Annotated in this window: 25 protein-coding genes; 9 read left to right on the top strand and 16 right to left on the bottom strand. The window is 71.2% G+C overall.

All coding sequences use genetic code 11. The annotated features are described in order from the left end of the window. Positions 1–5 precede the first annotated feature (5 nt). The 4 genes from mnmA to AB5J73_RS20920 form a co-directional block, all read right to left on the bottom strand. Entirely contained in the window at positions 6–1,097 is a 1,092-nt protein-coding gene (gene mnmA / locus AB5J73_RS20935) for a tRNA 2-thiouridine(34) synthase MnmA (RefSeq protein WP_370971425.1), read from the bottom strand. A 4-nt stretch (positions 1,098–1,101) separates the two neighbouring features. Beyond that, positions 1,102–2,298, bottom strand: a complete 1,197-nt coding sequence (locus AB5J73_RS20930; RefSeq protein WP_370971423.1) for a cysteine desulfurase family protein — start codon at positions 2,296–2,298, stop codon at positions 1,102–1,104. Between the two features lie 64 nt (positions 2,299–2,362). Then, the gene (locus AB5J73_RS20925) at positions 2,363–3,730 is read right to left on the bottom strand and encodes an MFS transporter (protein WP_370971421.1); all 1,368 of its coding nucleotides are present in this window, start codon (positions 3,728–3,730) and stop codon (positions 2,363–2,365) included. 44 nt (positions 3,731–3,774) lie between these two features. After that, on the bottom strand, positions 3,775–5,058 hold the full coding sequence (locus AB5J73_RS20920) for a LuxR C-terminal-related transcriptional regulator (RefSeq protein ID WP_370971419.1): 1,284 nt from the start codon (positions 5,056–5,058) through the stop codon (positions 3,775–3,777). Positions 5,059–5,209: 151 nt separating this feature from the next. Between AB5J73_RS20920 and AB5J73_RS20915 the strand changes: the two genes are divergently transcribed. After that, a complete protein-coding gene (locus tag AB5J73_RS20915; RefSeq protein ID WP_370971417.1) occupies positions 5,210–6,112 on the top strand; it encodes an NADP-dependent oxidoreductase in 903 nt (300 codons plus the stop codon). A 48-nt stretch (positions 6,113–6,160) separates the two neighbouring features. Here the strand turns inward: AB5J73_RS20915 and AB5J73_RS20910 are convergent, their stop codons facing one another. The 4 genes from AB5J73_RS20910 to AB5J73_RS20895 form a co-directional block, all read right to left on the bottom strand. Beyond that, entirely contained in the window at positions 6,161–7,045 is an 885-nt protein-coding gene (locus AB5J73_RS20910; RefSeq protein WP_370971415.1) for a lysophospholipid acyltransferase family protein, read from the bottom strand. Next, complete coding sequence (locus tag AB5J73_RS20905) at positions 7,042–7,824, bottom strand: GNAT family N-acetyltransferase (protein WP_370971413.1); 783 nt, start codon at positions 7,822–7,824, stop codon at positions 7,042–7,044. Before AB5J73_RS20905 ends, AB5J73_RS20910 begins: the two co-directional genes overlap by 4 nt. Before the next feature lie 159 nt (positions 7,825–7,983). Beyond that, positions 7,984–8,943 (bottom strand): electron transfer flavoprotein subunit alpha/FixB family protein, encoded by a 960-nt coding sequence (locus tag AB5J73_RS20900; RefSeq protein WP_370971411.1) that lies wholly within the window; start codon positions 8,941–8,943, stop codon positions 7,984–7,986. Between the two features lie 28 nt (positions 8,944–8,971). Further along, a complete protein-coding gene (locus AB5J73_RS20895; RefSeq protein WP_370971409.1) occupies positions 8,972–9,757 on the bottom strand; it encodes an electron transfer flavoprotein subunit beta in 786 nt (261 codons plus the stop codon). A 243-nt stretch (positions 9,758–10,000) separates the two neighbouring features. On the opposite strand from AB5J73_RS20895, the gene AB5J73_RS20890 reads away from it, so the two are divergent. Then, positions 10,001–10,846, top strand: coding sequence for a DegV family protein (locus AB5J73_RS20890; protein ID WP_370971407.1), 846 nt, complete (start codon positions 10,001–10,003; stop codon positions 10,844–10,846). On the opposite strand, the gene AB5J73_RS20885 is transcribed toward AB5J73_RS20890, so the two are convergent. Beyond that, positions 10,824–11,249: a hypothetical protein gene (locus AB5J73_RS20885; RefSeq protein WP_370971405.1), complete on the bottom strand. Its 426-nt coding sequence runs from the start codon at positions 11,247–11,249 to the stop codon at positions 10,824–10,826. The two genes, AB5J73_RS20890 and AB5J73_RS20885, sit on opposite strands and share 23 nt — an antisense overlap. Positions 11,250–11,302: 53 nt before the next feature. On the opposite strand from AB5J73_RS20885, the gene AB5J73_RS20880 reads away from it, so the two are divergent. From AB5J73_RS20880 to AB5J73_RS20865, 4 genes are all read left to right on the top strand, one after another. Continuing rightward, positions 11,303–12,076, top strand: coding sequence for a methyltransferase domain-containing protein (locus AB5J73_RS20880; RefSeq protein WP_370971403.1), 774 nt, complete (start codon positions 11,303–11,305; stop codon positions 12,074–12,076). Continuing rightward, entirely contained in the window at positions 12,073–13,578 is a 1,506-nt protein-coding gene (locus tag AB5J73_RS20875) for a 1,4-alpha-glucan branching protein domain-containing protein (RefSeq protein WP_370971401.1), read from the top strand. The genes AB5J73_RS20880 and AB5J73_RS20875 overlap by 4 nt, the downstream gene beginning before the upstream one ends. A 9-nt stretch (positions 13,579–13,587) precedes the next feature. Continuing rightward, positions 13,588–14,076: a glutathione peroxidase gene (locus tag AB5J73_RS20870; RefSeq protein WP_370971400.1), complete on the top strand. Its 489-nt coding sequence runs from the start codon at positions 13,588–13,590 to the stop codon at positions 14,074–14,076. A gap of 217 nt (positions 14,077–14,293) precedes the next feature. Continuing rightward, positions 14,294–14,497 (top strand): hypothetical protein, encoded by a 204-nt coding sequence (locus tag AB5J73_RS20865; RefSeq protein WP_370971398.1) that lies wholly within the window; start codon positions 14,294–14,296, stop codon positions 14,495–14,497. 49 nt (positions 14,498–14,546) lie between these two features. On the opposite strand, the gene AB5J73_RS20860 is transcribed toward AB5J73_RS20865, so the two are convergent. Next, positions 14,547–15,776, bottom strand: a complete 1,230-nt coding sequence (locus AB5J73_RS20860; RefSeq protein WP_370971397.1) for a YbiU family protein — start codon at positions 15,774–15,776, stop codon at positions 14,547–14,549. 86 nt (positions 15,777–15,862) lie between these two features. On the opposite strand from AB5J73_RS20860, the gene AB5J73_RS20855 reads away from it, so the two are divergent. Further along, complete coding sequence (locus AB5J73_RS20855; RefSeq protein ID WP_370971395.1) at positions 15,863–16,978, top strand: ROK family protein; 1,116 nt, start codon at positions 15,863–15,865, stop codon at positions 16,976–16,978. Positions 16,979–17,005: 27 nt separating this feature from the next. Here the strand turns inward: AB5J73_RS20855 and AB5J73_RS20850 are convergent, their stop codons facing one another. Next, positions 17,006–18,769, bottom strand: a complete 1,764-nt coding sequence (locus tag AB5J73_RS20850) for a glycoside hydrolase family 2 protein (RefSeq protein WP_370971393.1) — start codon at positions 18,767–18,769, stop codon at positions 17,006–17,008. Between the two features lie 112 nt (positions 18,770–18,881). On the opposite strand from AB5J73_RS20850, the gene AB5J73_RS20845 reads away from it, so the two are divergent. Beyond that, complete coding sequence (locus AB5J73_RS20845) at positions 18,882–20,159, top strand: glycosyltransferase family 4 protein (RefSeq protein WP_370971391.1); 1,278 nt, start codon at positions 18,882–18,884, stop codon at positions 20,157–20,159. A 12-nt stretch (positions 20,160–20,171) separates the two neighbouring features. On the opposite strand, the gene AB5J73_RS20840 is transcribed toward AB5J73_RS20845, so the two are convergent. The 3 genes from AB5J73_RS20840 to AB5J73_RS20830 form a co-directional block, all read right to left on the bottom strand. Then, positions 20,172–20,300 (bottom strand): hypothetical protein, encoded by a 129-nt coding sequence (locus AB5J73_RS20840; RefSeq protein ID WP_370971389.1) that lies wholly within the window; start codon positions 20,298–20,300, stop codon positions 20,172–20,174. 117 nt (positions 20,301–20,417) lie between these two features. Then, positions 20,418–21,197, bottom strand: coding sequence for a methyltransferase domain-containing protein (locus tag AB5J73_RS20835; protein ID WP_370971387.1), 780 nt, complete (start codon positions 21,195–21,197; stop codon positions 20,418–20,420). Positions 21,198–21,264: 67 nt separating this feature from the next. After that, complete coding sequence (locus AB5J73_RS20830; RefSeq protein ID WP_370971385.1) at positions 21,265–21,723, bottom strand: DUF1348 family protein; 459 nt, start codon at positions 21,721–21,723, stop codon at positions 21,265–21,267. Positions 21,724–21,813: 90 nt separating this feature from the next. On the opposite strand from AB5J73_RS20830, the gene AB5J73_RS20825 reads away from it, so the two are divergent. Continuing rightward, on the top strand, positions 21,814–22,347 hold the full coding sequence (locus tag AB5J73_RS20825; protein WP_370971383.1) for a TetR/AcrR family transcriptional regulator: 534 nt from the start codon (positions 21,814–21,816) through the stop codon (positions 22,345–22,347). Here AB5J73_RS20825 and AB5J73_RS20820 read toward each other — a convergent pair. Both AB5J73_RS20820 and AB5J73_RS20815 read right to left on the bottom strand, forming a co-directional pair. Then, on the bottom strand, positions 22,338–23,198 hold the full coding sequence (locus AB5J73_RS20820; RefSeq protein ID WP_370971381.1) for a hypothetical protein: 861 nt from the start codon (positions 23,196–23,198) through the stop codon (positions 22,338–22,340). The genes AB5J73_RS20825 and AB5J73_RS20820 overlap by 10 nt on opposite strands. Before the next feature lie 10 nt (positions 23,199–23,208). After that, a complete protein-coding gene (locus tag AB5J73_RS20815; RefSeq protein WP_370971379.1) occupies positions 23,209–23,700 on the bottom strand; it encodes a SigE family RNA polymerase sigma factor in 492 nt (163 codons plus the stop codon). Between the last annotated feature and the right edge of the window lie 129 nt (positions 23,701–23,829).

Raw genomic sequence — 23,829 nt, 5'->3', positions numbered from 1 at the left:
GTCCGTCAGCGAGTGCCAGAAATCTTGGCACTGCCCAAGACGACGTCCCCGTGTTCGGAATCCGGCCGGTAGAGAACGACGACCTGGCCCGGCGCGACCCCGCGAAGCGGCTCACGCAGGTGCACCGTCATGGTGTCGGAGTCCACGTCGGCGACCGCGTCGACGATGCCCCCGTGAGCCCTGACCTGGACCACGCACTCGGTCGGTTCGGTCAGCGGCCTGCCGCTGGGCCAGATCGCCCGATCAGCCTCGATGACCTTGACGCCGAGCTCGGCTGCGGGACCGACCTTGACGGAGCCGGACACCGGTTCGAGCGACAGGACGTACCGCGGACGACCGTCCGGCGCCGGAGCGTCGATCCCCAGGCCCTTGCGCTGGCCAACGGTGAATCCGTGCACTCCGGTGTGCCGGCCGAGGACCGCACCGGTCTCCGCGTCGACGAGCTCGCCGGGACGCTGTCCCAAACGGTTCTCCAGGAACTTCTTGGTGTCGCCGTCCGGGATGAAGCAGATGTCGTGGCTGTCAGGCTTGTTGGCAACGGACAGGCCTCGCCGCTCTGCCTCGGCCCGGACATCGGACTTCCAGGAGTCGCCGAGCGGGAACATGGCGTGGCTGAGCTGTTCCGCTGTGAGGGAGGCGAGCACGTAGGACTGATCCTTGCCACTGTCCGCGCTACGGCGCAGCTCAGGCACACCGTCGATAACCGACAGCCGTGCATAGTGGCCGGTGGCGACCGCGTCGAACCCGAGCGCCATCGCCTTCTCGAGAAGGGCTTCGAACTTGATCTTCTCGTTGCAGGTCACACACGGGTTGGGGGTACGCCCGGCGGCGTATTCACCGACGAAGGTCTCGACGACCTCTTCGGTGAAGCGCTCGGCGAAATCCCAGATGTAGAAAGGAATGCCAAGAATATCCGCGGCTCGCCGGGCATCGTGCGAGTCCTCGATCGTGCAGCACCCGCGCGAGCCGGTCCGCAAGGTTCCCGGTTTGGCCGACAGCGCCAGGTGCACGCCGACGACATCGTGTCCGGCGTCCACAGCGCGCGCTGCGGCGACTGCCGAGTCCACTCCTCCGCTCATCGCGGCCAAAACCCGCATTGCCTTACACCTCTTGCTTCTGGGTCTGCTTGCGCATTCCGGCGAGGCCGGCCTGCCGTGCGCGCAGGACGACTCCACCGATCTCGGCGGCCACTGCCTCGACATCCGCGGCAGTGGATGTGTGACCGAGAGAAAAACGGAGGGAGCCGCGGGCCGCGGCTGGGTCAGCCCCCATGGCGAGTAGCACATGGCTCGGTTGGGCGACGCCTGCAGTGCATGCCGACCCCGTCGAACATTCGATGCCCTTGGCGTCGAGCAGCATCAGCAAGCTGTCGCCGGCACACCCAGGGAACGTGAAATGAGCGTGGCTGGGCAGCCTTTCGCCGTCTCCCCCGTTGAGGACCACGTCGGGAATTTCGCGGCGGACCGCCTCAACGAGTTCGTCCCGTAGCCCCTCGACGCGCTTGGCGTAGTCGGCGCGGGTGGTGACGCTGGTTCGCACTGCGGCCGCGAACCCCACGATCGCCGGAACGTCCAAGGTGCCGGAGCGGACGTTGCGTTCCTGGCCGCCGCCGTGCAGCAGAGGCACGCAAGTCACATCCCGTCCGAGCAAGAGTGCTCCCACTCCGATCGGCCCACCCAGCTTGTGCCCGGTCAAGGTCAGGGCGGCTGCGCCGCTGGCGGCGAAATCGACCGGAACCGCGCCGACAGCCTGAACCGCGTCGGTGTGGAACGGGATCTCGAACTCGGCACACACCGCGGCCAGGTCAGCGATCGGGTTGATGGTGCCGACCTCGTTGTTGGCCCACATGACGGTGACCAACGCCACGGTCTCGGGATCCGCGGCGATGGCAGCGCGAAGGACGTCAGGCGAAACCCGCCCCTGGCTGTCGACGTCGAGCAAGACGACCTCGGCGCCACCGTGGGTTTCGAGCCATTCGACGGTGTCGAGCACCGCGTGGTGCTCCGCGGCACCGCACAAGACGCGACGTCGTTGCTCTCGTTCATCGTGACGAGCCCAGTAGATGCCTTTGATCGCGAGATTGTCGCTCTCGGTGCCGCCGCCGGTGAAGATCACTTCGGAGGGACGAGCGCCCAGCGCGTCAGCGATGGTTTCGCGGGCTTCTTCGACCATCCGCCGGGCTCGGCGGCCCGAAGAATGCAGCGCGGAGGCGTTGCCCACGGTGGACAGCGCCTCGGTCATCGCCGCTATGGCTTCGGGCAACATCGGAGTGGTCGCCGCGTGGTCGAGATAGGTCATCGCTCCACCAGGGTAGTCCGCTTCAGCGCGTGACCAAGCCCACCCTGGCCCTCGAAGTGGGCTGTCACACCTTCGACGGCCACCGACCAGTCAGCCGGACGCCCATCAGCGCGAGCGCTGCCAATGCGACCGTGAGCAGGGCCATCGCCGGCGATGGGTCGAGAACCGAGCCGACCACGCCGAGCAAGACGCCGCCCAAGCCGATCAGCAGGGCGGAGCCCACCCAGTCCGCGAGTTGCATCGCTGAGGTGTTGAACCCGCGTTCACCTTCGGGTGAATAGCGCAGCAGGAGAACCGAGATCGCAGGCATCGCGATCCCCATGCCGGCGCCACCGACCGCGCAGGCCACGAACGCGAGCCAGCCGGGGCACCAGGGTTGCGAGACCAGGCCGAAGCAGACGAGCCCGGCCGCGACCAGCCAAAACCCCGTGCGCAGTGAGGCCTCTCTCGACCAGTTGAGGTAGCGGCCTTGGGCTGCCGAGGCCGCGGACCAGCCCAAAGCCGTGATGGTCAGGGGCAGGCCGGCGAGTGCCGGGCTGTAGCCGTGGACCGCGCTCATCGTCAGGGGCAGGTACGCCTCCATCCCGGCGTACGCGCCCGCAATCAGGGCGCGCGAGGCGACGACTGTCGGCAGGCCCGGGCGGGAGGTCAGTGTGCCGCTCGGCAGGAGGGTTCGGAGGGCGTAGCCCAAGGCAACGAGGCCCAGCGTGCCGTAAGCGAGGGCGAGGAGGGAGTGATGCTGGGCCGCCCACGTCAGTGCCGCGACGCCGAAGGCAGCGATGATCGCTTGGGGCACGCTCGCGCGGCGACCGTCAGGGGCGGGCGTGTGGGTGGGCAGCCGGCGGACGACCACGAGCAGCATGACCGCTCCGACGACCACGAGCGGGACCAGGCCGAGGAAGACCCAGCGCCAGCCGATGCTCACCGTCACCAGGCCGGCGACCGAGGGGCCGATGACCGCCGGCAGGACCCAGGCGGCCGCGTTGACCGCGTAGATGACCGGGCGTTCGTGGTCGGTGAACGTCAGCGCGATCAAGAGCGAGATCGAGACCAGGAGCAGCCCCGAGCCGAAGCCCTGCAGGGCGCGGCCGAGTAGGAAGACCGGCATGCCGTTCGCCGCTCCCGCGACGATCAGGCCGGTCGCGAACAGCGCTGGACCTGCGAGCAACGCCGGTGCGGGGCCGCGGCGATCGCCGATGCGGCCCGAAAGCACCGTCGCGACCACGCTGGAAATCAGGAAGATCGTGAACGGCCACGAGTACAGCGCCAGGCCGTCGAGGTCGGCGACCAGGGTCGGCATCGCCGTCGCCACGCCCATGTTCTCGAAAGCGACCAACGTGACGACGAGCAGCAGGGCGATCGTGGTCAGCCGGTGTTCCGCGCTCCACAGCACGCTTCGGCGGCGGGGCGCGGAGTCGATCGTCGAGGCCATGATCAGCAGCGTGCAACCTCCAGCCCGCTGGAGGTCAAGCCGCCTCAAGCGGTGCGGTGGACCACCTGGTCCAGCGGCAGGTCGCGGGCCAGGGCGGCGGCCTCGCCGCGGGAGGTCACGTTCAGCTTGTCGAGGATGTTGCGGACGTGGAACTTGACCGTGTGCTCGCTGAGCTGCAGCTGTTCGGCGATTTGGCGGTTGCGCAAGCCCTGGGAAATTCCTGACAGGACCTCGAGCTCGCGCGGGTTGAGACGGTCCAGCGGGCGCAGCTCCGGCGGTTCGGCCACGCCGAGCGGGAGGACCGCCGTGATCGTCGTGCCCCAGCCGGGCACCGCGTCGACTTCCCAGTGGCCGCCCAGGGCCGTGAGGCGGTCGGTGAGGCCGCGGGCCGGGATCGCGTCGGCGACGTCCGGGCAGTCGTCACGGACCGTGATGCGGAGCGTCGTTCCGTCCAGGCGCCAGGACGCTCGGAGGCGGGTGGTCGTCGGGCGGTCCAAGGCGGCGAGCACCAGGCCGCGGGTCAGGGTGCGGGCCGTGTGGGCGATGTCCTGCGGGAGGGACGCGTCGCCGATCGGGTCGGCGAGGTCGACGGCGACCTCCGTGTGGCGTACCAGGTCGGCCAGCTGCGTCTTCAGTACCGCGAAGGCGGCGTCCGCCTGTTCCACCGACAGGACCTGGTCGCGGTCGACCACGCCTTTGAGCGAGAGCAGCGCGTCGGCCGCGAGGTCGACCGCCGTGCGGCGGGCGACAGTGTCGGAGAGACGTCCGGAGCGGAGCACCGCCAGGAGCGTGGTCAACGTCGCCGCGTGGGTCTGGCCGAGGTCGGTGATCGCCTGGGCTCGTGCGGAGGCCGCGGCGAGGCTGCTGGCCAGGACGTCCGGGCCCGGGTCCGTCGCGCGCTGGGCCGCGTCCGTGCTGACGATGTGCCACAGCTGCGCGGCCAGCTCCAGGTCGGCGGCGTGCAGTTCCCCGGGCTCCGGCACCACGGCGAGCACGGCGCCCTTGCCGATGGCCGGGGTCGACGCGAGCAGGACGATGCGGCGTTCGGTGCCGCCGAGGTCGCCGTCGATGACCAGGGCCTTGCCCGGCTCGCTGCGGTCGACCAGGCGCTGCAGCTCGACGCTCGTCACGGTCGCGGTGATCGTCTCGTCGCCGATGACTTTGAGCGGGCTGCGGGGGCAGTCGCCCGTCTGCATCGCGGCGGCGCGGTGCGGGACCAGCCTGGCCAGCTCCGTGGAGAACCGGCTGAGGAACTGGGGCCGAGGGGCCGACAGCAGGCGGTCGACGACGTCGAGCACGTGCCGCGGATCCGACCAGGAAGCGTCCATGCGGTCCAAGGTAGGCGTGTCCGCCGCCGGGTGGCCTGCTCGTCCGGCTAGTGAACACTGCTCGTCCGAGTGGTTCGGCGGGACCGGCGGGGCGAGTTGACTGCGTGCAGAGGACATTCGAAGACTCACGAACCGAGGAGTGCCGAACACCATGCGAGCGATCACCTTCTCCGCTTACGGCGGACCGGACGTCCTGCAGCTGTCCGAGGTGCCGGTGCCGGAGCCCGGCCCGGGGCAGGTGCGGCTGGCCGTGCGGGCCGCCGGTGTCAACCCGATCGACTGGAAGATCCGCAGCGGCTTCATGCAGCAGAACTTCCAGGTCTCCTTCCCGCACACGCCTGGCCTCGAGGTCGCCGGGGTCGTCGACGCCGTCGGCGCGGGGGCGGACTTCGCCGTCGGCGACGAGGTGTTCGGCTGGTCCGAGACCGGCGCCTACGCCGAGTACGCGCTGGCCAAGACGCTCGCGCCGAAGCCGGCGAGCCTTTCGTGGGCGGACGCCGCGGCGTTGCCGGTCGCCGGGGAGACCGCGCTGCGCGTCCTGGGGCTGCTGGGCGTCCGCGAGGGCGAGACGCTGCTGCTCCACGGCGCCAGCGGCACGGTCGGGCGGTTCGCCGCTCAGGTCGCTGTCGCGCAGGGTGTGACCGTCATCGGGACCGGTGGGAGCCGGAGCCTCGACGACCTGAAGTCGCTCGGCGTCATCCCCGTGCTCTACGGCGACGGCTGGGAGGAGCGCGTCCGCGAGGCCGCGTCCGGGTCGGTGGACGCCGTGTTCGACGCCGCCGGGCACGGGGTGCTGCCCGGGTCCGTCGAGCTGCGGGGCACGAAGGAGCGGGTCATCACGATCGCCGACGCGGCCGCCTTCGAGCTGGGGATCACGTTCTCCAGCGGGGGTGAGCAGACCCGCGAGGTCCTGACCGGGATCGCCGGCTGGGTGACCGACCGCGGGGTCGGTCTCGCGCACGGCACGAGCTACCCGCTCGCCGACGCGGCCGCCGCGCAGACCGAAAGCGAGGGTGGGCACCCCGGCGGGAAGCTCACGATCACCGTCGGCTGAGCGCGGCTGAACCGGGCCTGTCGCCGGATCGCGGCGACAGGGCCCGGATCACTTCGCGGGAGGCGAAGCGAGGGGCGCCGGCTGGCGGCGCGGGGTGCGGCGGCGCTGCTGGGCCGGGATCTGGACCGTGCCCAGCGCGGAATGGACCGCCGCCTCGGCGAGGGCCGCCAGCTCGCGGCGGTTTTCCGCGCGGCCGGGGGCGATCTCCGGGCAGATGTGGACTTCGAGGACGAGGCCGCGCAGGGCGGCGACCCGGCGCAGCGACGCGATCAGCGACTCGGGGCCGATGAACGCCGGGCGGCTGGTCTCGCGGCCGTCGGCGAGGCGGTACCGCAGCGCGATCGGGCGCACCGGGACACCGCCGTCGATGGCCGCCTGGAACGTCGCCGTCGTGAAGCGGCCCGAGGCCAGGCCGCACCACGTCGTGCCTTCCGGGGTCACGCTGACCAGCGAACCCGTCCGGAGTGCGTCGGCGAGCGAGGCCATCGTGGCGGGCAACGTCGTCAGCCGCTCGCGGTCGAGGAAGATGCTGCCGCCGCGGCGGACCAGGCCGCCCAGCACCGGCCAGCCCGCGATCTCCTTCTTGGCCAGCGCGCGCATCGGGCGCAGCGCGTTGATCGCGACGATGTCCAGCCACGAGATGTGGTTGTTGACCACCAGCGCGCCGCGGCCGGCGGGCGTGGTCAGAAAGTCGGCGCCGCCGTGGACGTCCAGGCGGACGCCGAACGCCCGCAGCACGGCGCGGAAGATCAGCCGGATGCGGCGTTCGCGGCCCCACGGCACCAGCAGCAGCGGCGCCGACAGCAGCGCCGCGAGCACGGCGGTGATCGCCGCCGCGAAACGCACGATGCGGCGCGGGAGGCCGACGATCGCGTCGCCGTCGGTCAGGCAGCCGTCACCGCAGGGGGACGTCGGCATCCACGCGTGGCTCATCCCTGGGTCCCGAGGAAGAACTTCAGGTACCGCTCGTCGACGTTGTGCAGGTCCAGCAGGACGAAGAAGTCCGCGACACCGAAGTCGGCGTCGAGGGCGGGCGGCCCGCAGACCTTGGCACCGAGCCGGACGTAACCCTTGATCAGCGGCGGCAGCGTCGCGCGCGCCGGGCGTTCGATCTCCGACGCGCCCCACGGGGTCAGCGGCGAGACGCGGGTGGCCTCGTCCGAATAGTGCTTGGCCTGCAGGAGGTCCCACACGCCGGCGGCGAAGGAACCACCGTCGACCAGCGGGACGGACGCGCAGCCGGCGAGGTACCGGTGGCCGGAAAGCAGCATGTAGCGGGCGATGCCGGCCCAGACCAGGCTGACGACGGCGCCGCTGCGGTGGTCCGGGTGCACGCAGGAGCGGCCGGTTTCGACCAGGTGCGGCCGGATCCCGTCGAGCGCGCCCAGGTCGAACTCGCTGTCGGCGTAGAGCTTCCCGGCCTGCGCGGCGCGTTCGGGCGGCAGCATCCGGTAGCAGCCGACGATCTCGCCCGTGTTGTCGTCGCGGACCACGAGGTGGTCGCAGAACTCGTCGAACTCGTCCACGTCGAGACCGGGCCGGAGCGAGTGCAGGCGCGCCCCCATTTCCTCGGCGAAAACGCGGTGCCGCAGCCGTTGCGCGGCGACCACTTCGTCGTTCGCGTGGGCGACGAGGAGGGAGTACCGGGGAGCGTCCGCGGGGAGCTCGACACCCGCCTGATCAGTGCTGACGAGAAGCTGTGACGTCGTCATGGTCAAGGTGTACCCGCGCGTAGGAAGCCGCGGAGAGTGCCATCCGATGACCGATTAGTGCACGTTCAGTTAATGGCGGGTTCTCAGGCTTCTCTCAGGTCCCGAAAACGCGGGAAGGGCCTCCCGGGACGTCCCGGGAGGCCCTTCCGAAGAGCTGGATCAGCCCTTGCGCTTCTCGACCGCTTCGGTCAGCTGCGGCGCGACGTTGAACAGGTCGCCGACGATGCCGAAGTCGGCGATCTCGAAGATCGGCGCCTCCGGGTCCTTGTTGACGGCGATGATCGTCTTCGACGTCTGCATGCCGGCGCGGTGCTGGATCGCGCCGGAGATGCCGAGCGCGATGTACAGCTGCGGCGACACGGTCTTGCCGGTCTGGCCCACCTGGAACTGCGCCGGGTAGTAGCCGGAGTCGACCGCGGCGCGCGAGGCGCCGACGGCCGCGCCGAGCGAGTCGGCCAGCTTCTCGACGACGTCGAACTTCTCCGCCGAACCGACACCGCGGCCACCGGAGACCACGATCGATGCCTCGGTGAGCTCCGGACGGTCACCGCCGGTCACCGGCTCGACGCCGGTGATCTTGGTGGCCTTCGCCGCGTCGACCGCGGGGATCTCGACGGACTCCTCGGCCGCCGCGCCCTCGGCCGGCTCGGCCTCGACCGCACCCGGGCGGATGGACACGACCGGCGCGCCCTTCGCGGACTTGGACTTCACCGAGAACGCGCCACCGAAGATGGACTGGTCGATGACGCCGTCGCCGTTGACGCCCACGGCGTCGTAGATCAGGCCGGAGCCCAGGCGCACGGCCAGGCGGGCGGCGACCTCCTTGCCCTCACCGCTGGCGGTGACGAGCACGGCGGCCGGGGACGCCTGCTGCGCGAGCGCGGCGAGCACGTCCACCTTCGGCGTGACCAAGTAGTTCGCGGCGTCGTCGCCTTCCGCGACGTACACCTTGGCGGCGCCGTGCGAAGCCAGCGCCTCCTTCGCCTTGGCGGCGGTGCCGGTCGGGCCGACGACGACGGCCGACGGCTCACCGAGCGCGCGGGCGGCGGTCAGCAGCTCGAGCGTGACCTTCTTGACCTCACCGTCGACGTGGTCGACGAGGACGAGTACTTCAGCCATGTTCTTGTTCCTCCTCGAAGAGCCGTTGTCAGATGAGCTTCTGGCCGACCAGGTACTCGGCGACCTTGGTGCCGCCGTCACCCTCGTCCTCGGCCTTCTCACCCGCGGTGCGCGGCGGCTTCGGAGCGGACTCGGTCACGGTGGACCACGCGTTGCCGAGACCGACGTCGCCCGCGTCGACACCCAGGTCGGCGATGGTGAACGTCTCGACCGGCTTCTTCTTCGCGGCCATGATGCCCTTGAACGACGGGTAGCGCGGCTCGTTGATCTTCTCGCCGACGCTCACGATCGCGGGCAGGTTCGCCTCGAGGTGCGTGAGGCCGTCCTCGGTCTCGCGGGTCGCCTTGATCGTCGAACCGTCGACGGTCAGCTCGCGCACGTAGGTGACCTGCGGCAGGCCGAGCAGCTCGGCGAGGATCGCCGGGACGGCGCCGCCGCGGCCGTCGGAGGACTCGTTGCCGGCGATGACCAGGTCGAAGCCTTCGACCTTGCCGATCGCGGCGGCGAGCACCTTGGCGGTGGCGATCGCGTCGGAGCCGTGCAGCGCCTCGTCCGAGACGTGGATGGCCTTGTCGGCGCCCATGGACAGCGCCTTGCGGATGGCGTCGGTCGCGCGGTCCGGGCCCACCGAGATCACGGTGACCTCGCCCTCGCCGGCTTCCTTGATCTTCAGCGCCTCTTCGACGGCCTTCTCGTTGATCTCGTCGAGCACGGCGTCGGCGGATTCGCGGTCAAGGGTGTGGTCGGACCCGTTGAGCTTCCGCTCCGAGTAGGTGTCCGGTACCTGCTTGACCAGGACGACGATGTTGGTCATGGGTCTGCTTCGACCTCCCGGTTCGTGGCCCGCGGTCGACCACGGGACAGTGCTCTACTGGCCGGTAGATTAGGGCCATTCGGGGCTGAGTACCCGCCGAGGTGACGCCATTCACCTGGATGCGCAATCTAGTGGGACTATCGTCCCAGTAGTCGACCGGTTACCCCACTTGAACAGCCGTTCGTCCGATCGGACCAACCACGGCCTACTCGCAGTGGATGTCAGGCATTAACCTCCCCACCCATGCCCGCGCGCATCGCCGTCATCACCGACTCGAGCTCCTGCCTGCCCGACATCGTCGCCGCCCGCTGGGCGATCGGGGTCGTCCAGATCCAGCTGAACCTGGGTGGTCACTTCGACGACGAAAACCGCTTCGACCGCGGCGAGGTGATCGACGCGCTGAGAGCGGGGCAAGTCCTCACCACTTCGCCCCCGGATCCGGGGGCGTTCTTCTGGACCTACCAGGAAGCGGCCGCCGCCGGCGCGACCGCCATCGTCAGCATCCACATCTCCGGCCGCATGTCCGACACCGTCCGCGCGGCGCGGGACGCCGCCCAGCAGGTCCGCATCCCGGTGCACGTCCTCGACAGCCGCACCACCGGCATGAGCCTGGGCTTCGCGGTGGTGTCGGCAGCTCGGGCGGCCGCGGCCGGCGCCGACGCCGCGCGCGTCATCGAAGCCGCCGAACGCCGGTGCTTCACCAGCACCGAGTTCATCTACGTCGACACGCTGGAGTACCTCCGCCGGGGCGGGCGGATCGGCGCCGCGCAGGCGATGATCGGCACCGCGTTCTCGATCAAGCCGCTGCTCACCGTCAAGGACGGCGAGGTCGCGCCGCTGGCCAGGGTCCCCGGCACGCGGCGGGCCCTGGCCAAGATGGTCGACCTCGCGGTGAAGAAGTCCGGCGGGTTCCGCGCCGACATCGCCGTGACCCGGTTCGGCGCCAGCGACCACGAACTCGAGATCGGCAGGCAGATCGAACGCCGGGTGCCCGCGATGGCCGAGAGCATGGTAGTCGAGGCGAGCACGGTCATCGGCGCGCACCTCGGCCCGGGCGCGCTCGGCATCACGGTGTCGCCGGTGGGCTGACCCGCCGGCCCGGGACCAGCAGGACCACGAGCGGGACCACGACGCCGAGCCCGGTCATCGCGATGATCAGCACCTGGTCGATCCGCTCGAAGTGCGATACGTGGCCGAGGTGGTAGAGGAAGTGCGGCAGGCCGAAGAGCAGCCCCGCCACGCCGGCCAGCCGCGCCACGGCTGTGGTGCCGATCACGGCGGCGCCGATCAGCAGCGCGGCGAGGGCCAGGTTGAGGCCGCCGAAGTCGCGCAGGAGGTGCTCGTTGAAGGCGCCGTCCATGGCGACCCAGCCGGTGCGAAACCCGGGAAAGTCCTGGTAAAAGCCCATGGGCGAGACCAGTGGCCAAATTCCGACCACGGCCTCGACCAGGCCGAAGAAGACGAGCAGAACGCGGGTGATGGTCCGTTGCATGACCACGGAACGACACGGCCGGGCCGGACGTGACACCCGCTATGGTCGCGCAGGTGACCACCCCAGCCACCCGGGCCGAGGCGCTGCACCTGACGGGTGAACGAACCGTCCCCGGCATCGCCGAGGAGAACTACTGGTTCAAGCGCCACGAAGCCGCGTACGCCGCCCTGCTCCCCCACTGCGCGGACGCGACGGTGCTCGAAGCCGGCTGCGGCGAGGGTTACGGCGCGAGCCTGCTCGCGACGAAGGCCCGCCGGGTGCTCGCGCTCGACTACGACGTGCCGACCACCGAGCACGTCGCCCGCCGCTACCCGGAGCTCGGCGTCGCGCGGGCGAACCTGGCGTTCCTGCCGGTGCGGGACGGCGCGGTCGACGTCGTGGCCAACTTCCAGGTCATCGAGCACCTGTGGGACCAGGCCGGGTTCCTCGCCGAGTGCCGGCGGGTCTTGCCGAAAAACGGCAAACTGCTGGTCACGACCCCGAACCGGCTGACGTTCACGCCGGACAGCGACACGCCGCTGAACCCGTTCCACACCCGTGAACTGGCGCCGTCCGAACTGGCCGGGCTGCTCGACGACGCCGGCTTCGAGGTCGAGACGCTGCACGGGCTGCACCACGGCGAGGCCGTGCGCGCGCTCGACGAGCGGTACGGCGGTTCGATCATCGACGCCCAGCTCGACGTGGTCATGGGCGAGCTGCCGGGCCAGGCCGTCTGGCCGGCGGCGCTGCTCGCCGATGTCGCGGCGATCGAAGCGTCCGGGTTCGACATCCACGGGGACGACATCGACGCGAGCCTCGACCTGATCGCCGTGGCGGTGCGCCGATGAGCGAAGGGACGTTCTGCCTCGTCGTGCACAGCCACCTGCCATGGCTGCCGCACCACGGGACCTGGCCGGTCGGCGAGGAATGGCTGTACCAGGCGTGGGCGCATTCGTACCTGCCGATGGTCGACCTGCTCGAACGGTTCGCCGCCGAAGGGCGCCGGGACGTGCTGACGCTGGGCGTGACGCCGGTGCTGGCCGCGCAGCTCGACGACCCGTACAGCATCCGCGCGTTCCACGACTGGCTCGGCCACTGGCAGCTGCGCGCCCAGCACGCGGCGACGTTGTGGCGCGGCGACCCGCTGCTGCGCGAGCTCGCGGCGGCCGAGCACCGGACCGCGGTCCGCGCCGCCGAAGAGCTGGGGACCCGCTGGCGGCACGGCTTCTCCCCGGTCCTGCGTTCCCTGGTCGAAAATTCGACGATCGAGCTGCTCGGGGGTCCGCTGGCCCACCCGTTCCAGCCGTTGCTGGACCCGCGGGTCCGCGAGTTCGCGCTGAACGCGGGGCTCGACGACACGGCGCTGCGGCTCGGGTCGCGACCCGAGGGGATCTGGGCGCCGGAGTGCGGCTACGCGCCGGGGATGGAAACCGACTACGCCGCTGCCGGCGTGCGGCGGTTCATGGTCGACGGCCCGTCGCTGCGCGGCGAGACCTGGGCCGCGCGGCCGGTCGGCGCGAGCGACGTGGTCAGTTTCGGGCGGGACCTCGAAGTCACCTACCGCGTCTGGTCGCCGAAGGCCGGGTACCCCGGGCACGCCGCGTACCGCGACTTCCACACCTGGCAGCACGAGGTCGGGCTGAAGGCGGCGCGGGTCACCGGCAAGACGGTCGAGCCGCAGGACAAGGCGCCCTACGACCCCGCGCTCGCCGCGGACGTGCTGCAGCAGCACGTCAAGGACTTCGTCGAAACGGTCGTGACGCGGCTGCGTTCGCTGAAGGCGCAGCACGGGCGAGAGGCGCTCGTGGTCGCCGCGTACGACACCGAGCTGTTCGGGCACTGGTGGCACGAAGGTCCGGCCTGGCTGGAAGGCGTGCTGCGGGCGCTCCCCGAGGCCGGTGTCCGCGTGACGACGCTGAAGGGCGCGATCGAGGCCGGTCACGTCGGCGAGCCGATCGACCTGCCCGCGTCGTCGTGGGGATCGGGCAAGGACTGGCGGGTCTGGGACGGCGAGCAGGTCAAGGACATGGTCGAGGCCAACGCGGCGCTCCAGCGGCGGCTGCTCGACCTCGTTGCCGATTTGGGGACGACAGCCCGGGACACCGTCGCCGACCAGGCGGTGGCCGAGGCGATGCTGGCGCTGGAAAGCGACTGGGCGTTCATGGTCACCAAGGACTCCGCCGCGGACTACGCCCGGCGCCGCGCGGCGGTGCACACCGAGCGCTTCGACGCGCTGGCCGGGCTGCTGCGCCGCGGCGACCGCGCGCGGGCCGCAGAACTCGCCGCCGCTTACCGCGCCGACGACGGACCGTTCGGGCACCTCGACGCCCGGGCGCTGAAGCACGACTGAAAGGGCCCCATGGGAATCCACGAAATTCCGGTCAAGACCCTCGACGGGCAGGACAGCTCGCTGGGCTCCCTCGCCGGCAAGGCGCTGCTCGTGGTCAACGTCGCGTCGAAGTGCGGCCTGACCCCGCAGTACTCCGGGCTCGAGCGGCTGCAGGAACGCTTCGGCGGCCAGGGCTTCTCCGTGGTCGGTTTTCCGTGCAACCAGTTCGCCGGGCAGGAACCGGGCAGCGCGGACGAGATCCAGACGTTCTGCTCGACGACCTACGGGGTCACGTTCCCGCTGTTCGAGAAGATCGACGTGAACGGCGAGGGACAGCACCCGCTCTACGCGGAACTGACCAAGGCCGCCGACGCGGAGGGTGCCGCGGGCGACGTCCAGTGGAACTTCGAGAAGTTCCTGGTCGGCGCGGACGGCGAGATCCTGGCCCGCTTCCGGCCGCGCACCGAGCCCGAGGACGAGGCCGTCGTCAAGGCCATCGAAGCGGCGCTCCCGGCCTGACACCGCGGCGGGGGACACCGGTCCCCCGCCGTCGCCGGAATTCACCGGATCGGCGGGAAACAGCGGCCGTCCGGGTATCACGCAAACGTAGTCGAAAATGGTTTTCGTGAGCCGGACGGGCGGATCCCGGGTGATCAGCCTGCCGTTTCCCTTCGCCGCACCGAATACTTCTCACGACGCCATTCCGGCGTCGACGTGCGGGAGAAGGGACCACCCCATGATCACCTCCAGACGCCGCGCCGCGCTGGCCGCGTTCCCCGTGGCACTCGGGCTGCTGCTGGCCGGCCCCGCGGTGGGGACCGCGTCGGCCGCGCCGCGGACCGCCGCGGACGTCCAGGCCCGCCACTGCCTGCTGCTGTGCGTCGGGCACCACCATCACCACGGGCACATCCACGTACTGGGGCTCTGGTTGCACCTGTAGCCGGCCCGCCGCGCCGGGGCGATGGCCTCCGCCCCGGCGCGGCCCCCGTTCACAACCCGAGCTGATCGCGGCCGATGGCGTCGAGGTCGTCGACCGTGGCCCGGCCGGTCCAGTTCACTTCGTAGTCTTCGGGCGCGAAATCGCCCGGGCTCGCGCCGGTCAGGAAAGCGCGGCCGCATTTTTCGGCGTACGCGGCGTTCTTCGCGCAATGCGGGCTCGCCGGGATGTACATGACGTTTCCCCAGCGGTCCGGATTGGTGCCGTCGGCGACGGCATGGACGACGTCGCCGTGCCACCACACCGTGTCGCCCGGTTCGACGTCGGGAATCGACGTCAAGGCCGGCAGCAGGTCGTTGTGGTACTTGTCGTCGACCGGCAGCGCCTGGCCGTTGGCCGCGCCGCAGAGGTCGTCGTCGGGGATGTCGTCCTGGAGCGCGCGGAGCAGGACGTAGGCGATCGCCGACGGGATCGGCACCACGTGCAGCACGCCGTCGCCTTGTCGCATTTCCGACAACGCCGTCCAGCCTTGAAAGGTGCGGAAGGCCGAGCACATCACCGTCGACGGGTACTCGTCGACTTCGGTGCGGTGAGCGCCGTCCCAGGGGTCGTAGGCGCGCCAGTCGCCGTCGAAGACGTGCCGGAAGACCCGCTGGTAGGCGGGCAGCAGCCAGCGTTCGACCGAACCGGAGTCGGTGTGGGCGGACAGGCCGAGCGACGCCGAGCCGGGCGCGCGGCGGCGGATGCGGTCGGGGTAGGCCGTGTCGCGGTCGGGGTCGAACCAGACGCGACCCTGCGACTCGTGCCGCCAGAAGGAGTTGAGGAAGCGCCGGACGGCGACCATGTGCTCGTGCTGGCGGGCCTGGATCTGCGGCTTCGACCAGTACACGGGGTAGATCTGCGGCTGACCGGAGGCGAGCCCGGCGAAGACGTCGTCGGCCGGGCCCTGGTAGGTGCCGGCGAAGTCGTTGTCGGCAAGGTAGGCGGCGAGCTCGGCGTCCCAGGTTTCGGCCGTTTCGCGCGGGAAGGTGTCCTTGACGACGGCGCAGCCGCGGCGGCGGACCGCGTCGAGCGTCCGCTGCGGCACGGTCCCCTCGGCGATGTCGCGAAAACGAACCACGGGAAAGGCGGCCGGGTCGGCGGCGACGGCGTCGACCTCCCGCCGCATCCAGTCGCGGACCCCGGCGAACGCGCCGGCGACGTCGCCGACCCGGGCGCGCAGCTCCTGCTTGGTCCGCGTGACGGCCTCGGCCAGGTTCGCGGGCAGCTCGGTGGTGGTCATCGACGTCCTCCGTTTTTGGTTAGGACTCCTTACTAGAATGTCCCGGCTACGGTAACCCCAGTTCCTTCCCCGCCACAAGAGGTGCGATGTCCGACCCCGACCGGCCGCTCCCGCGTCTGGCGATGCTGCGGGCCATGACCGACCGCGCGGTGCTCGACCAGGTCTTCGTCCACGGCCGGACCACGCGCGCCGAGCTCGCCGCGGCGACCGGGATCTCGAAACCGACGATCTCGGAGTCCGTCCGGCGGCTGGAGACGGCGGGCGCGCTGCGGGCGACCGGCACCGACCAGACCGGCCGCCGCGGCCGGATCGCGACTTTCTACGAGCTGGCCGCCGACGCCGGGCGCGTCGTCGCCGCGGAGGTGAACCAGCAGGGCATCCGCACGGTGACGACGGATCTGACCGGCACCGTCCTGGCCACCGAACGGCACGCGCCGGACGGCCGGCCGATCACCGCCGCGGTCCGGGCCGCCGTCGCCACCGCGAGCGCCACGGGGACGGGGCCGGTGCGGGCGACCGCGGTCTCGGTGGCCAACCCGGTGGACCCGGTCACGCACGAGGTCGTCGCGCTGCCGGGGTCGCCGTTCCCCGAGGGCAAGCTCCGGGCCGGGGAGGTCGGGCCCGGTGTGCTGCTCGACAACGACGTCAACTTCTCGGCGCTCGCCGAACGCCGGGAGGGCGCCGCGCGGGAGGCGAAGAGCTTCGCGTACGTCTACGTCGGCGCGGGGCTCGGCGTGAGCCTCTACGTCGGCGACCAGCTCGTGCGGGGCGCGCACGGACTGGCGGGCGAGATCGGCTACCTGGACAACTCGGGGTCGACGCTGGCCGCCGCACTCGCCGACCTGGGGTTCGGCCGGCCGGATGCGCCCTCGCTGGACGTTGGCGCAATTTTGACCACGCTCGATAAAGCCGCCGAGGACGCCGTCGCCGCGGAACGGCTGCGGCTGCTCGGCGCGACGCTCGGCCGGGCTGTGGCCGCGATCTGCACCATCGTCGATCCGGACCTCGTGCTGTTGGGCGGGCCGGCCGGGAGCCGGGCGGCCCTCGTCGCCGAAATCCGGCGAACGGTCCGCGCCATGACCCCTGGCCCGGTCCGGGTCGAAGCCGGCGAAGTGACGGACTCGGCGGCGCTGCGCGGCGCGTTGTTGTCGGCGCTCGACCACGGGCGAAACAGCCTGCTCAGCGCGGTTGCCGAAAATTGACCACGGCGCTGACCAGCGAAAAGCCGGTCAGCGCGAGCCCGCCTCGATCACCGCCTTGGCGCACTTCGCGACCACGGCCGGGTCCACTTTGACCACCCGGCGGTCGTACGTCAGCAGGCCGTTGACCTCGTTTTCGACATCGGTCGTCTGGGTGTAGACCGCACCGGACAACCCGCGCTCCGCCACCACGCGCTCGAGGGCCGCGCTCACTTCCGCGTAGCGTTCGGTGAGCCGCTCCCGCGTCGGCGTCATTTCGTACGCGTTCGGCGGGCCCGGCCAGCGGTGGTCGTCGAGGACCAGGCCGAGACCGCCGTACTCGCCGTCGACGATCGCTCGGGCGTCGTGGACCGCGGGGTCACCGGGGCCGACGTAGGTGTGGTCGTCGTAGACATCGCCCGCGCCGGTGTCCGGGCGGGAGAAGCAGCAGTTGACGCCGCTGTTCGCGATCACCAGACGCGTCGGGTCCAGGGCTTTGACCAGTTTCGCGACACGGGCCGTGTCGAACTCGCCCCAGCCCTCGTTGAACGGCACCCAGCCGACGATCGAGGGGACCGCCCGCAGCTGTGTGATCATTTTGATCAGTTCTGCTTCGAACCGTTCACGGGCCAGCGGCACCGGGTCCGGCGCGATCCCGGGCGGGCCGTCGAACGACACCGTCAGCGACGGCATGTCCTGCCAGACGACCAAGCCCAGCGTGTCGGCCCAGAAGTACCAGCGGGCCGGCTCCACCTTGACGTGCTTGCGGACGAAGTTGAAGCCCAGTTCCTTCGTCTTCTCTAGGTCGAAGCGCAGGGCTTCGTCGGTGGGCGCGGTGGAGATGCCGTCCGGCCAATAGCCCTGGTCGAGCGGTCCGTGCAAAAAAGTGACATGGCCGTTGAGAGCGATCCGCGGGCGGCCCTGCTCGTCCGGGACCAAGCCGATCGTCCGCAGGCCCGTGTAGCTGCCGACTTCGTCGAGGAGAGCGCCGTGCCGGTCCCGGAGCTCGACGCGCAGCTCGTAGAGGTGCGGGTCGTCGGGGGTCCAGAGGCGTGGCGACGGGACGTCAACGCGCACCGACGTCCCGGCCGCTCCCGACGCCCGCGCTACCTCCGTGCCGTTTGCCGAAATTGCGACAACGACCTCGGCACCGCCGGTGACCTGCGGGAACACCGTCACGCCGGTCAGGTCCGGGGTCAGGTCCAGCCGGTCGACGCGGTGGTTGGGCACCAGCTCCAGCCAGACCGTTTGCCAGATTCCGGACGACGCGGTGTAGCAGATGCCGCCGGGGGTGTTGCGCTGCTTGCCGACCGGGAAGGGCTCGATGTCGGTGCGGTCCTCGGCGCGCACGGTCAGCTCCTGCGGACCCGAGGCGCGCAGGACGTCGGTGATGTCCGCGCTGAACGCCGTGTAGCCGCCTTCGTGCGTCGCGACGAGCTGGTTGTTGACCCACACCTTCGCCGTCTGGTCGACCGCGCCGAAGTGCAGGAGGACCCGGGAGCCGGTCCAGCCGGGCGGGACCTCGAAGAGCCGCCGGTACCAGAGGACTTCGTCGCGTCGGCCGATTCCCGACAACGCCGACTCCGGCGGGAACGGCACCAGGATCCGCTCGGCGTACCCGGACGGCCGTGGTTCGTCCGGCGACGACGGCCAGCCCGCGTACTCCCAGACGCCGTTGAGGTTCTGCCAGCGGGGCCGGGTCAGCTGGGGCCGCGGGTACTCGGGCAGCGCGTTGTCCGCAGCGACGTCGCCGCTCCACGGGGTCGGCAGGGGCGGGTCGAGCCGGCGCCAGCCGGTGTCCTCGGGAGAAGTCATCCCGGCCGATGGTGGCAGAGTTCGGCGCGGCCGCCAGTGATCGGGATCACATGTGAACACTTCGCCAGCACGGGCGCGTCGGGGCGTTCTGACTCGCGAGTAACCTCTGCGCATGCGTGTGCTGATGCTGTCGTGGGAGTACCCGCCAGTGGCCATCGGAGGCCTGGCCCGGCACGTGCACGCGCTCGCCACCCACCTGGCGCGCCAGGGTCACGAGGTCGTGGTGCTCTGCCGGCACGCCGCCGGGACCGACGCCGGGACGCACCCGCGCACCGACCGCGTCGTCGAGGGCGTGCGGATCGTCCGGGTGGCCGAAGACCCGATGCACGTGACGTTCGAGCGGGACCTCGTCGCCTGGACGCTGGCCATGGGGCACGCCATGATCCGCGCCGCCCAGGACCTGCTGCGGACCTGGCAGCCCGATGTCGTCCACGCGCACGACTGGCTGGTCGCGCACCCGGCGATCGCCATCGCCGAGGCCGCGCGGGTGCCGCTGGTCGGCACCATCCACGCGACCGAGGCCGGCCGGCACTCCGGCTGGCTGTCGCACCCGCTGAACCAGCAGGTGCACTCCGTCGAGTGGTGGCTGGCGAACCGCGCCGACGCGCTGATCACGTGTTCGCAGGCCATGCGCCGCGAAGTCTCCTACCTCTTCGAGGTCGAAGCCGCCGACGTCACGGTGATCCACAACGGCATCGAGGAACGCGGCTGGCAGGTGCCGGCGAAGGAGATCGCCCGGGCCCGGGAGGTCTACAGCCCGGCCGGGGCGCCGCTGTTGCTCTACTTCGGACGACTCGAATGGGAGAAGGGCGTGCAGGACCTGCTCGCCGCACTCCCCCGCATCCGGCGGCGGCACCCCGGGACGCGCGTGGTCGTCGCCGGAAAAGGACGGCACTTCGACGAGCTGGTCGAACAGTCGCGGAAGCTGCGGGTGCGGCGCGCGGTCGACTTCGTCGGGCACCTCTCCGACCGCGACCTGCGGGCGGCGCTGGCCGCCGCCGACGCCGTCGTGCTGCCCAGCCGGTACGAGCCGTTCGGGATCGTCGCGCTGGAGGCCGCGGCCGCGAAGGCGCCGCTGGTGGCGTCGACCGCCGGCGGGCTCGGCGAGGTCGTGGTGCACGGCGAGACCGGGCTCGCGTTCAGCCCCGGCGATGTCACGGAATTGACCAACGCCGTGACGGCGGTGCTCAGCGACGCGCCGGCAGCGGCGAAGCGCGCGAAGGCGGCGCAGTCCCGGCTGGCCGCGGACTTCGACTGGGGCCGGATCGCCGAGGCGACCGCCGACGTCTACCGGCGGGCGAAGCCGGCCGAACCGGTGGAGCTGCCGCGGCCGAAGATCGCGACCGGCAACGCGTTCGAGCCGGTCGCGGCCGGGATCCCGGAACTGTAGGTAGCGGACCGCTCAGAAGCGGCAGGGGCGGACGCAGTCGGGCCGCGCCGCGGTGGGCGCGGCCGTGATCACCACCGCGCCGGACGAAAACGACAACACGACGAAGAGGACGGCGACAGCCGCTCTCACCTTGCTGGTCATGGGGACTCCTCGGGGTGACGGCGCGACGGGCGCCTCGCAGCGAGCATCCGCGCCGCTCCCCGGGGAAACAATAAGCGGAACAGTAGGGGTGCCTACGCATTCGCCATGAGTGACCGGTCACCGGATCCCGGTGAGGATCCGCACCCGGACTGCCTCGCGGAGCGGTCCGTGCGGGGCCAGCGCCGTCCGGACGCGGTCGGTGAAAGCCGGCCGCTCGTCGGGCGCAGGCAGCTGGTCGGGACTCATGGCCGAAAAAACGCCACCGACGATTTCCTCGACCGTCAGCGTTGTCGCGTAATCGACAACGCGCAGGTCGACGGCGTATCCGGCGGCCGAGAGCGCGGCCTCGTACCGCTCCTGGCTCGCCGCGTCCGTGCCGCACGTGCTGTGCAACGGCGTCCCCAGGTACGCCGAGAGGACGTCCCGCAGGGCGGCCGACCACGCCGTGTCCTGGAGCCACAGCGGCTCGCCGTTCGTCACCACCGCGATCCCGCCGCCCGGGCGGACCAGCGGCCGGACGTCCGCGAACAGGCGCTCGTGGTCCATCCAGTGCAGCGCCTGCGCGACCGTCACCGCGGCCAGGCGGCCGTTGCCGAAAATCGGCAACAGCGCGCTGACCTCGGTGTCCGCGCCGAGCAGCCAGCTGACGTTCGGCAGCGACGTCGCCCAGCGGGCCTGGTCGAGCATCGCCGGCTCCGGGTCCATGCCGAGCACCGCGCCCGTCCGGGCCGCCAGGACCCGGGTGAGCCGGCCGGTGCCACAGCCGAGGTCGAGGACGACGTCGTCGCGGGTCAGCGCGAACGCCGCGGCCAGCTCGTCCGCCGCTTCGGGCGGGTAGCCGCGGCGGAACCGCTGGTAGAACTCGCTCACTTCGCCGCCGAACGCCGGTGTGGTCATTTTTCGACCATGCCCGGCACGGCGGGCGGACAGGGCCCGTTTCGCGCCGGGCGGACTCGGGTGCGGCTCAGAAGACCGGCAGCAGGAGGCCGTGTTCGTCCGCCGGGCGCGGGCCGAAGATGCGGCGGTCGGCCTCCTCGATCGAGACGTCGTTGATGCTCGCCTCGCGCCGTCGCATCAGGCCTTCGTCGCTGAACTCCCACAGCTCGTTGCCGTAGCTGCGGAACCACTGCCCCTCGGCCGTGCGGGATTCGTACTGGAAGCGGACGCCGATGCGGTTGCCGCGGAAGCCCCACAGCTCCTTGCGCAGCGCGTAGTCCAGCTCGCGCTCCCACTTCGCGGTAAGGAAGCGGACGATTTCGGCGCGCCCGACGACGTGGCGGTCGCGGTTCCGCCAGACCGAGTCCTCGGTGTAGGCGAGCGAGACCTTCTCGGGGTCGCGGGTGTTCCACGCGTCTTCGGCGGCCTGGACCTTCTGCCGGGCGGTGTCTTCGTCGAAGGGCGGGAACGGCGGTCGCGGGGTCATGACGGCTCCTTCGGAACGTGGAGAACGTGCGTTCTCCGTGGCATCCGCTACCCTAGAGAACGATCATTCTCCGCGCCAGGGGCAGGTGACGTGAATTCCACCGAGGCGACCGACCGGCTGCTCGAAGCCGCCGAGGACCTCTTCTACGCGCACGGCGTGCAAGCGGTCGGGATGGACGCCGTGCGGGAGCGCTCCGGCGTCTCGCTCAAGCGGCTCTACCAGTGCTTCCCGGCGAAGAACGACCTGGTCGAGGCCTACTTGCGACGCCGGGACGAGCGCTGGCGGAAGTCGTTGCGCGATTTCGTCCACGCCCGCGGCGACGATCCCCTCGCCGTCTTCGGCTGGCTCGCGAACTGGTTCGCCGAGCCCGGCTTCCGCGGCTGCGCGTTCATCAACTCCTTCGGCGAGTTCGGCGAACCGGCGCCCGGCATCGCCGCCGCCATCCGGCTGCACAAGGACGAAGTCCGCGCGTACCTCCGTGGTCTGATTTCCGACCAAAGGCTCGCCGACCAGCTGTTTTCGCTGGTCGAGGGCGCGACCGTGCTCGCCGCGATCACCGGTGACCCGGGCGAGGCGAGCACGGCCCGCGAAGCCGCGAAGGTGCTGCTGGCCGCTCAGGGGTAGAGCGTCAGGCCGGGGTCGAGCGCGATCTCCGTCAACTGCGTGAGGCTCAGCGGCGGCGACGGCATGTCGGGCTCGCCGCCCCGCTTGGCGTCCCCGGCCACGTTCTCCGCCGAGAGGATGATGCCGGTGCCGTCGGGTTTGGTGACGTCCGACTGGTACATCGTCGGGCCGCCGGGCTGGAGCACCGTGGACTCGACGATCGTTTCGCCGTGCGGCCCGGTCCGCCGCTGGCACGACCCCTCCGTGCGTTCGGGCGGGGGCGTGCACTCGGTGCTGGGCGTCGCGACGCCGCCGATCCGGGTGACGATCGCCATGACGTTGCCCTTGAGCTCCCCCTTCGCCGTCGTGGCCGCCGACATGAAGTAGTCCTCGCCGCCGCTGCACGTGCTTTCGTGGGGCACCCGCGCCGAAAACACGTGGAAGAAGGCCAGCGGCCCGTGCGCGACACCCTTTGGGTAGACGCCGTGTTCGTGGGGACCGAGCGTCGAGCCGGCCGCCAGCCGCTGCTCGACGGCGGCGGTCAGCACCGTGGTGAGCCGGCTCGACGCGGCCGTCGAGGTCTCCGGGATCGGCGCGCCGGTCTGCGGCGGGTACGGCAGCACCGCGCAGGGATCCTCCGCCGGCGGCGGCTTGCTCGCCGCCGGCGGCACGAGCACCGGCGCGGGATCCGCGGGCAGGAACGCCACCGCCGCCCCGACGGCGACCGCCGCCACGCCCGCACCCGCGGCGGTCCACGGGTTCGCCACGCGGCGCACCCGCGCCCGGCGGCGTTCGCGGTCCAGCACCGCCTCGACGTCCACCGTGGACGGCGGGACGACGCCGATCGCCGCGTCGAACTGGTCCTTGCTCATGGCTCCTCCTTCAGCTCTGGCTCGCGGCGACGAGCGCGCGCAGCGAGTCGAGCCCGCGCGCGGTCTGGCTCTTCACGGTTCCGGGTGAACACTCGAGGACCTCGGCGGTCTCCTCGATCGACAGGTCGCAGTAGTAGCGCAGCACCACCGCGGCCCGGCGCCGCGGCGGCAGCGCGTCGAGCAGCTCCAGCAGGCCGAGCCGCTCGACGACGTCGTCGGCGGGCAGCACCGTCGGCTCCGGCAACACGTCCGCCGGTTCCTCGCGCCGCCACGCCCGGGCCTTCTCGTCCAGCCACGTCCGCACCAGGATCCGGCGCACGTAGGCGTCGAGGAACTCGACGTGCCGAGCCCTCGGCCAGTGCCGGTACAGCTTGCCGATGGTGATCGACACCAGGTCGTCGGCGAGGTGCCAGTCCCGGCACAGCAGGTAGGCCGTGCGGCGCATGACCTCCATCCGCGCCGTCACGTAGTCGCGGTACCCCGCTTCTTCGGACCGTTTCACCGATTCCTCCTCGTCGCCCCCACACCCGGTGGAACGGGGTGCGCGGCCCGCGGGGTTGCTCCGAGATCGAAATCCGGGCAACCCGCGGGCGCGCCGGGGCCGTTCCACGAGCCGAGGACCCCGACAGTG

Source organism: Amycolatopsis sp. cg9 (genome assembly GCF_041346945.1).
Classification (GTDB): Bacteria; Actinomycetota; Actinomycetes; order Mycobacteriales; family Pseudonocardiaceae; genus Amycolatopsis.
The sequence above is the reverse complement of the archived record's forward strand: the minus strand, read 5'-3'. Positions and strand labels throughout refer to the sequence as shown.

Bases quoted from the DNA above. Each gene is read 5' to 3' on its own strand.
- mnmA (WP_370971425.1), bottom strand. From the start codon at position 1,097: ATGCGGGTTTTGGCCGCGATGAGCGGAGGAGTGGACTCGGCAGTCGCC.
- AB5J73_RS20930 (WP_370971423.1), bottom strand. From the start codon at position 2,298: ATGACCTATCTCGACCACGCGGCGACCACTCCGATGTTGCCCGAAGCC.
- AB5J73_RS20925 (WP_370971421.1), bottom strand. From the start codon at position 3,730: ATGGCCTCGACGATCGACTCCGCGCCCCGCCGCCGAAGCGTGCTGTGG.
- AB5J73_RS20920 (WP_370971419.1), bottom strand. From the start codon at position 5,058: ATGGACGCTTCCTGGTCGGATCCGCGGCACGTGCTCGACGTCGTCGAC.
- AB5J73_RS20915 (WP_370971417.1), top strand. From the start codon at position 5,210: ATGCGAGCGATCACCTTCTCCGCTTACGGCGGACCGGACGTCCTGCAG.
- AB5J73_RS20910 (WP_370971415.1), bottom strand. From the start codon at position 7,045: ATGAGCCACGCGTGGATGCCGACGTCCCCCTGCGGTGACGGCTGCCTG.
- AB5J73_RS20905 (WP_370971413.1), bottom strand. From the start codon at position 7,824: ATGACGACGTCACAGCTTCTCGTCAGCACTGATCAGGCGGGTGTCGAG.
- AB5J73_RS20900 (WP_370971411.1), bottom strand. From the start codon at position 8,943: ATGGCTGAAGTACTCGTCCTCGTCGACCACGTCGACGGTGAGGTCAAG.
- AB5J73_RS20895 (WP_370971409.1), bottom strand. From the start codon at position 9,757: ATGACCAACATCGTCGTCCTGGTCAAGCAGGTACCGGACACCTACTCG.
- AB5J73_RS20890 (WP_370971407.1), top strand. From the start codon at position 10,001: ATGCCCGCGCGCATCGCCGTCATCACCGACTCGAGCTCCTGCCTGCCC.
- AB5J73_RS20885 (WP_370971405.1), bottom strand. From the start codon at position 11,249: ATGCAACGGACCATCACCCGCGTTCTGCTCGTCTTCTTCGGCCTGGTC.
- AB5J73_RS20875 (WP_370971401.1), top strand. From the start codon at position 12,073: ATGAGCGAAGGGACGTTCTGCCTCGTCGTGCACAGCCACCTGCCATGG.
- AB5J73_RS20870 (WP_370971400.1), top strand. From the start codon at position 13,588: ATGGGAATCCACGAAATTCCGGTCAAGACCCTCGACGGGCAGGACAGC.
- AB5J73_RS20865 (WP_370971398.1), top strand. From the start codon at position 14,294: ATGATCACCTCCAGACGCCGCGCCGCGCTGGCCGCGTTCCCCGTGGCA.
- AB5J73_RS20860 (WP_370971397.1), bottom strand. From the start codon at position 15,776: ATGACCACCACCGAGCTGCCCGCGAACCTGGCCGAGGCCGTCACGCGG.
- AB5J73_RS20855 (WP_370971395.1), top strand. From the start codon at position 15,863: ATGTCCGACCCCGACCGGCCGCTCCCGCGTCTGGCGATGCTGCGGGCC.
- AB5J73_RS20850 (WP_370971393.1), bottom strand. From the start codon at position 18,769: ATGACTTCTCCCGAGGACACCGGCTGGCGCCGGCTCGACCCGCCCCTG.
- AB5J73_RS20845 (WP_370971391.1), top strand. From the start codon at position 18,882: ATGCGTGTGCTGATGCTGTCGTGGGAGTACCCGCCAGTGGCCATCGGA.
- AB5J73_RS20840 (WP_370971389.1), bottom strand. From the start codon at position 20,300: ATGACCAGCAAGGTGAGAGCGGCTGTCGCCGTCCTCTTCGTCGTGTTG.
- AB5J73_RS20835 (WP_370971387.1), bottom strand. From the start codon at position 21,197: ATGACCACACCGGCGTTCGGCGGCGAAGTGAGCGAGTTCTACCAGCGG.
- AB5J73_RS20830 (WP_370971385.1), bottom strand. From the start codon at position 21,723: ATGACCCCGCGACCGCCGTTCCCGCCCTTCGACGAAGACACCGCCCGG.
- AB5J73_RS20820 (WP_370971381.1), bottom strand. From the start codon at position 23,198: ATGAGCAAGGACCAGTTCGACGCGGCGATCGGCGTCGTCCCGCCGTCC.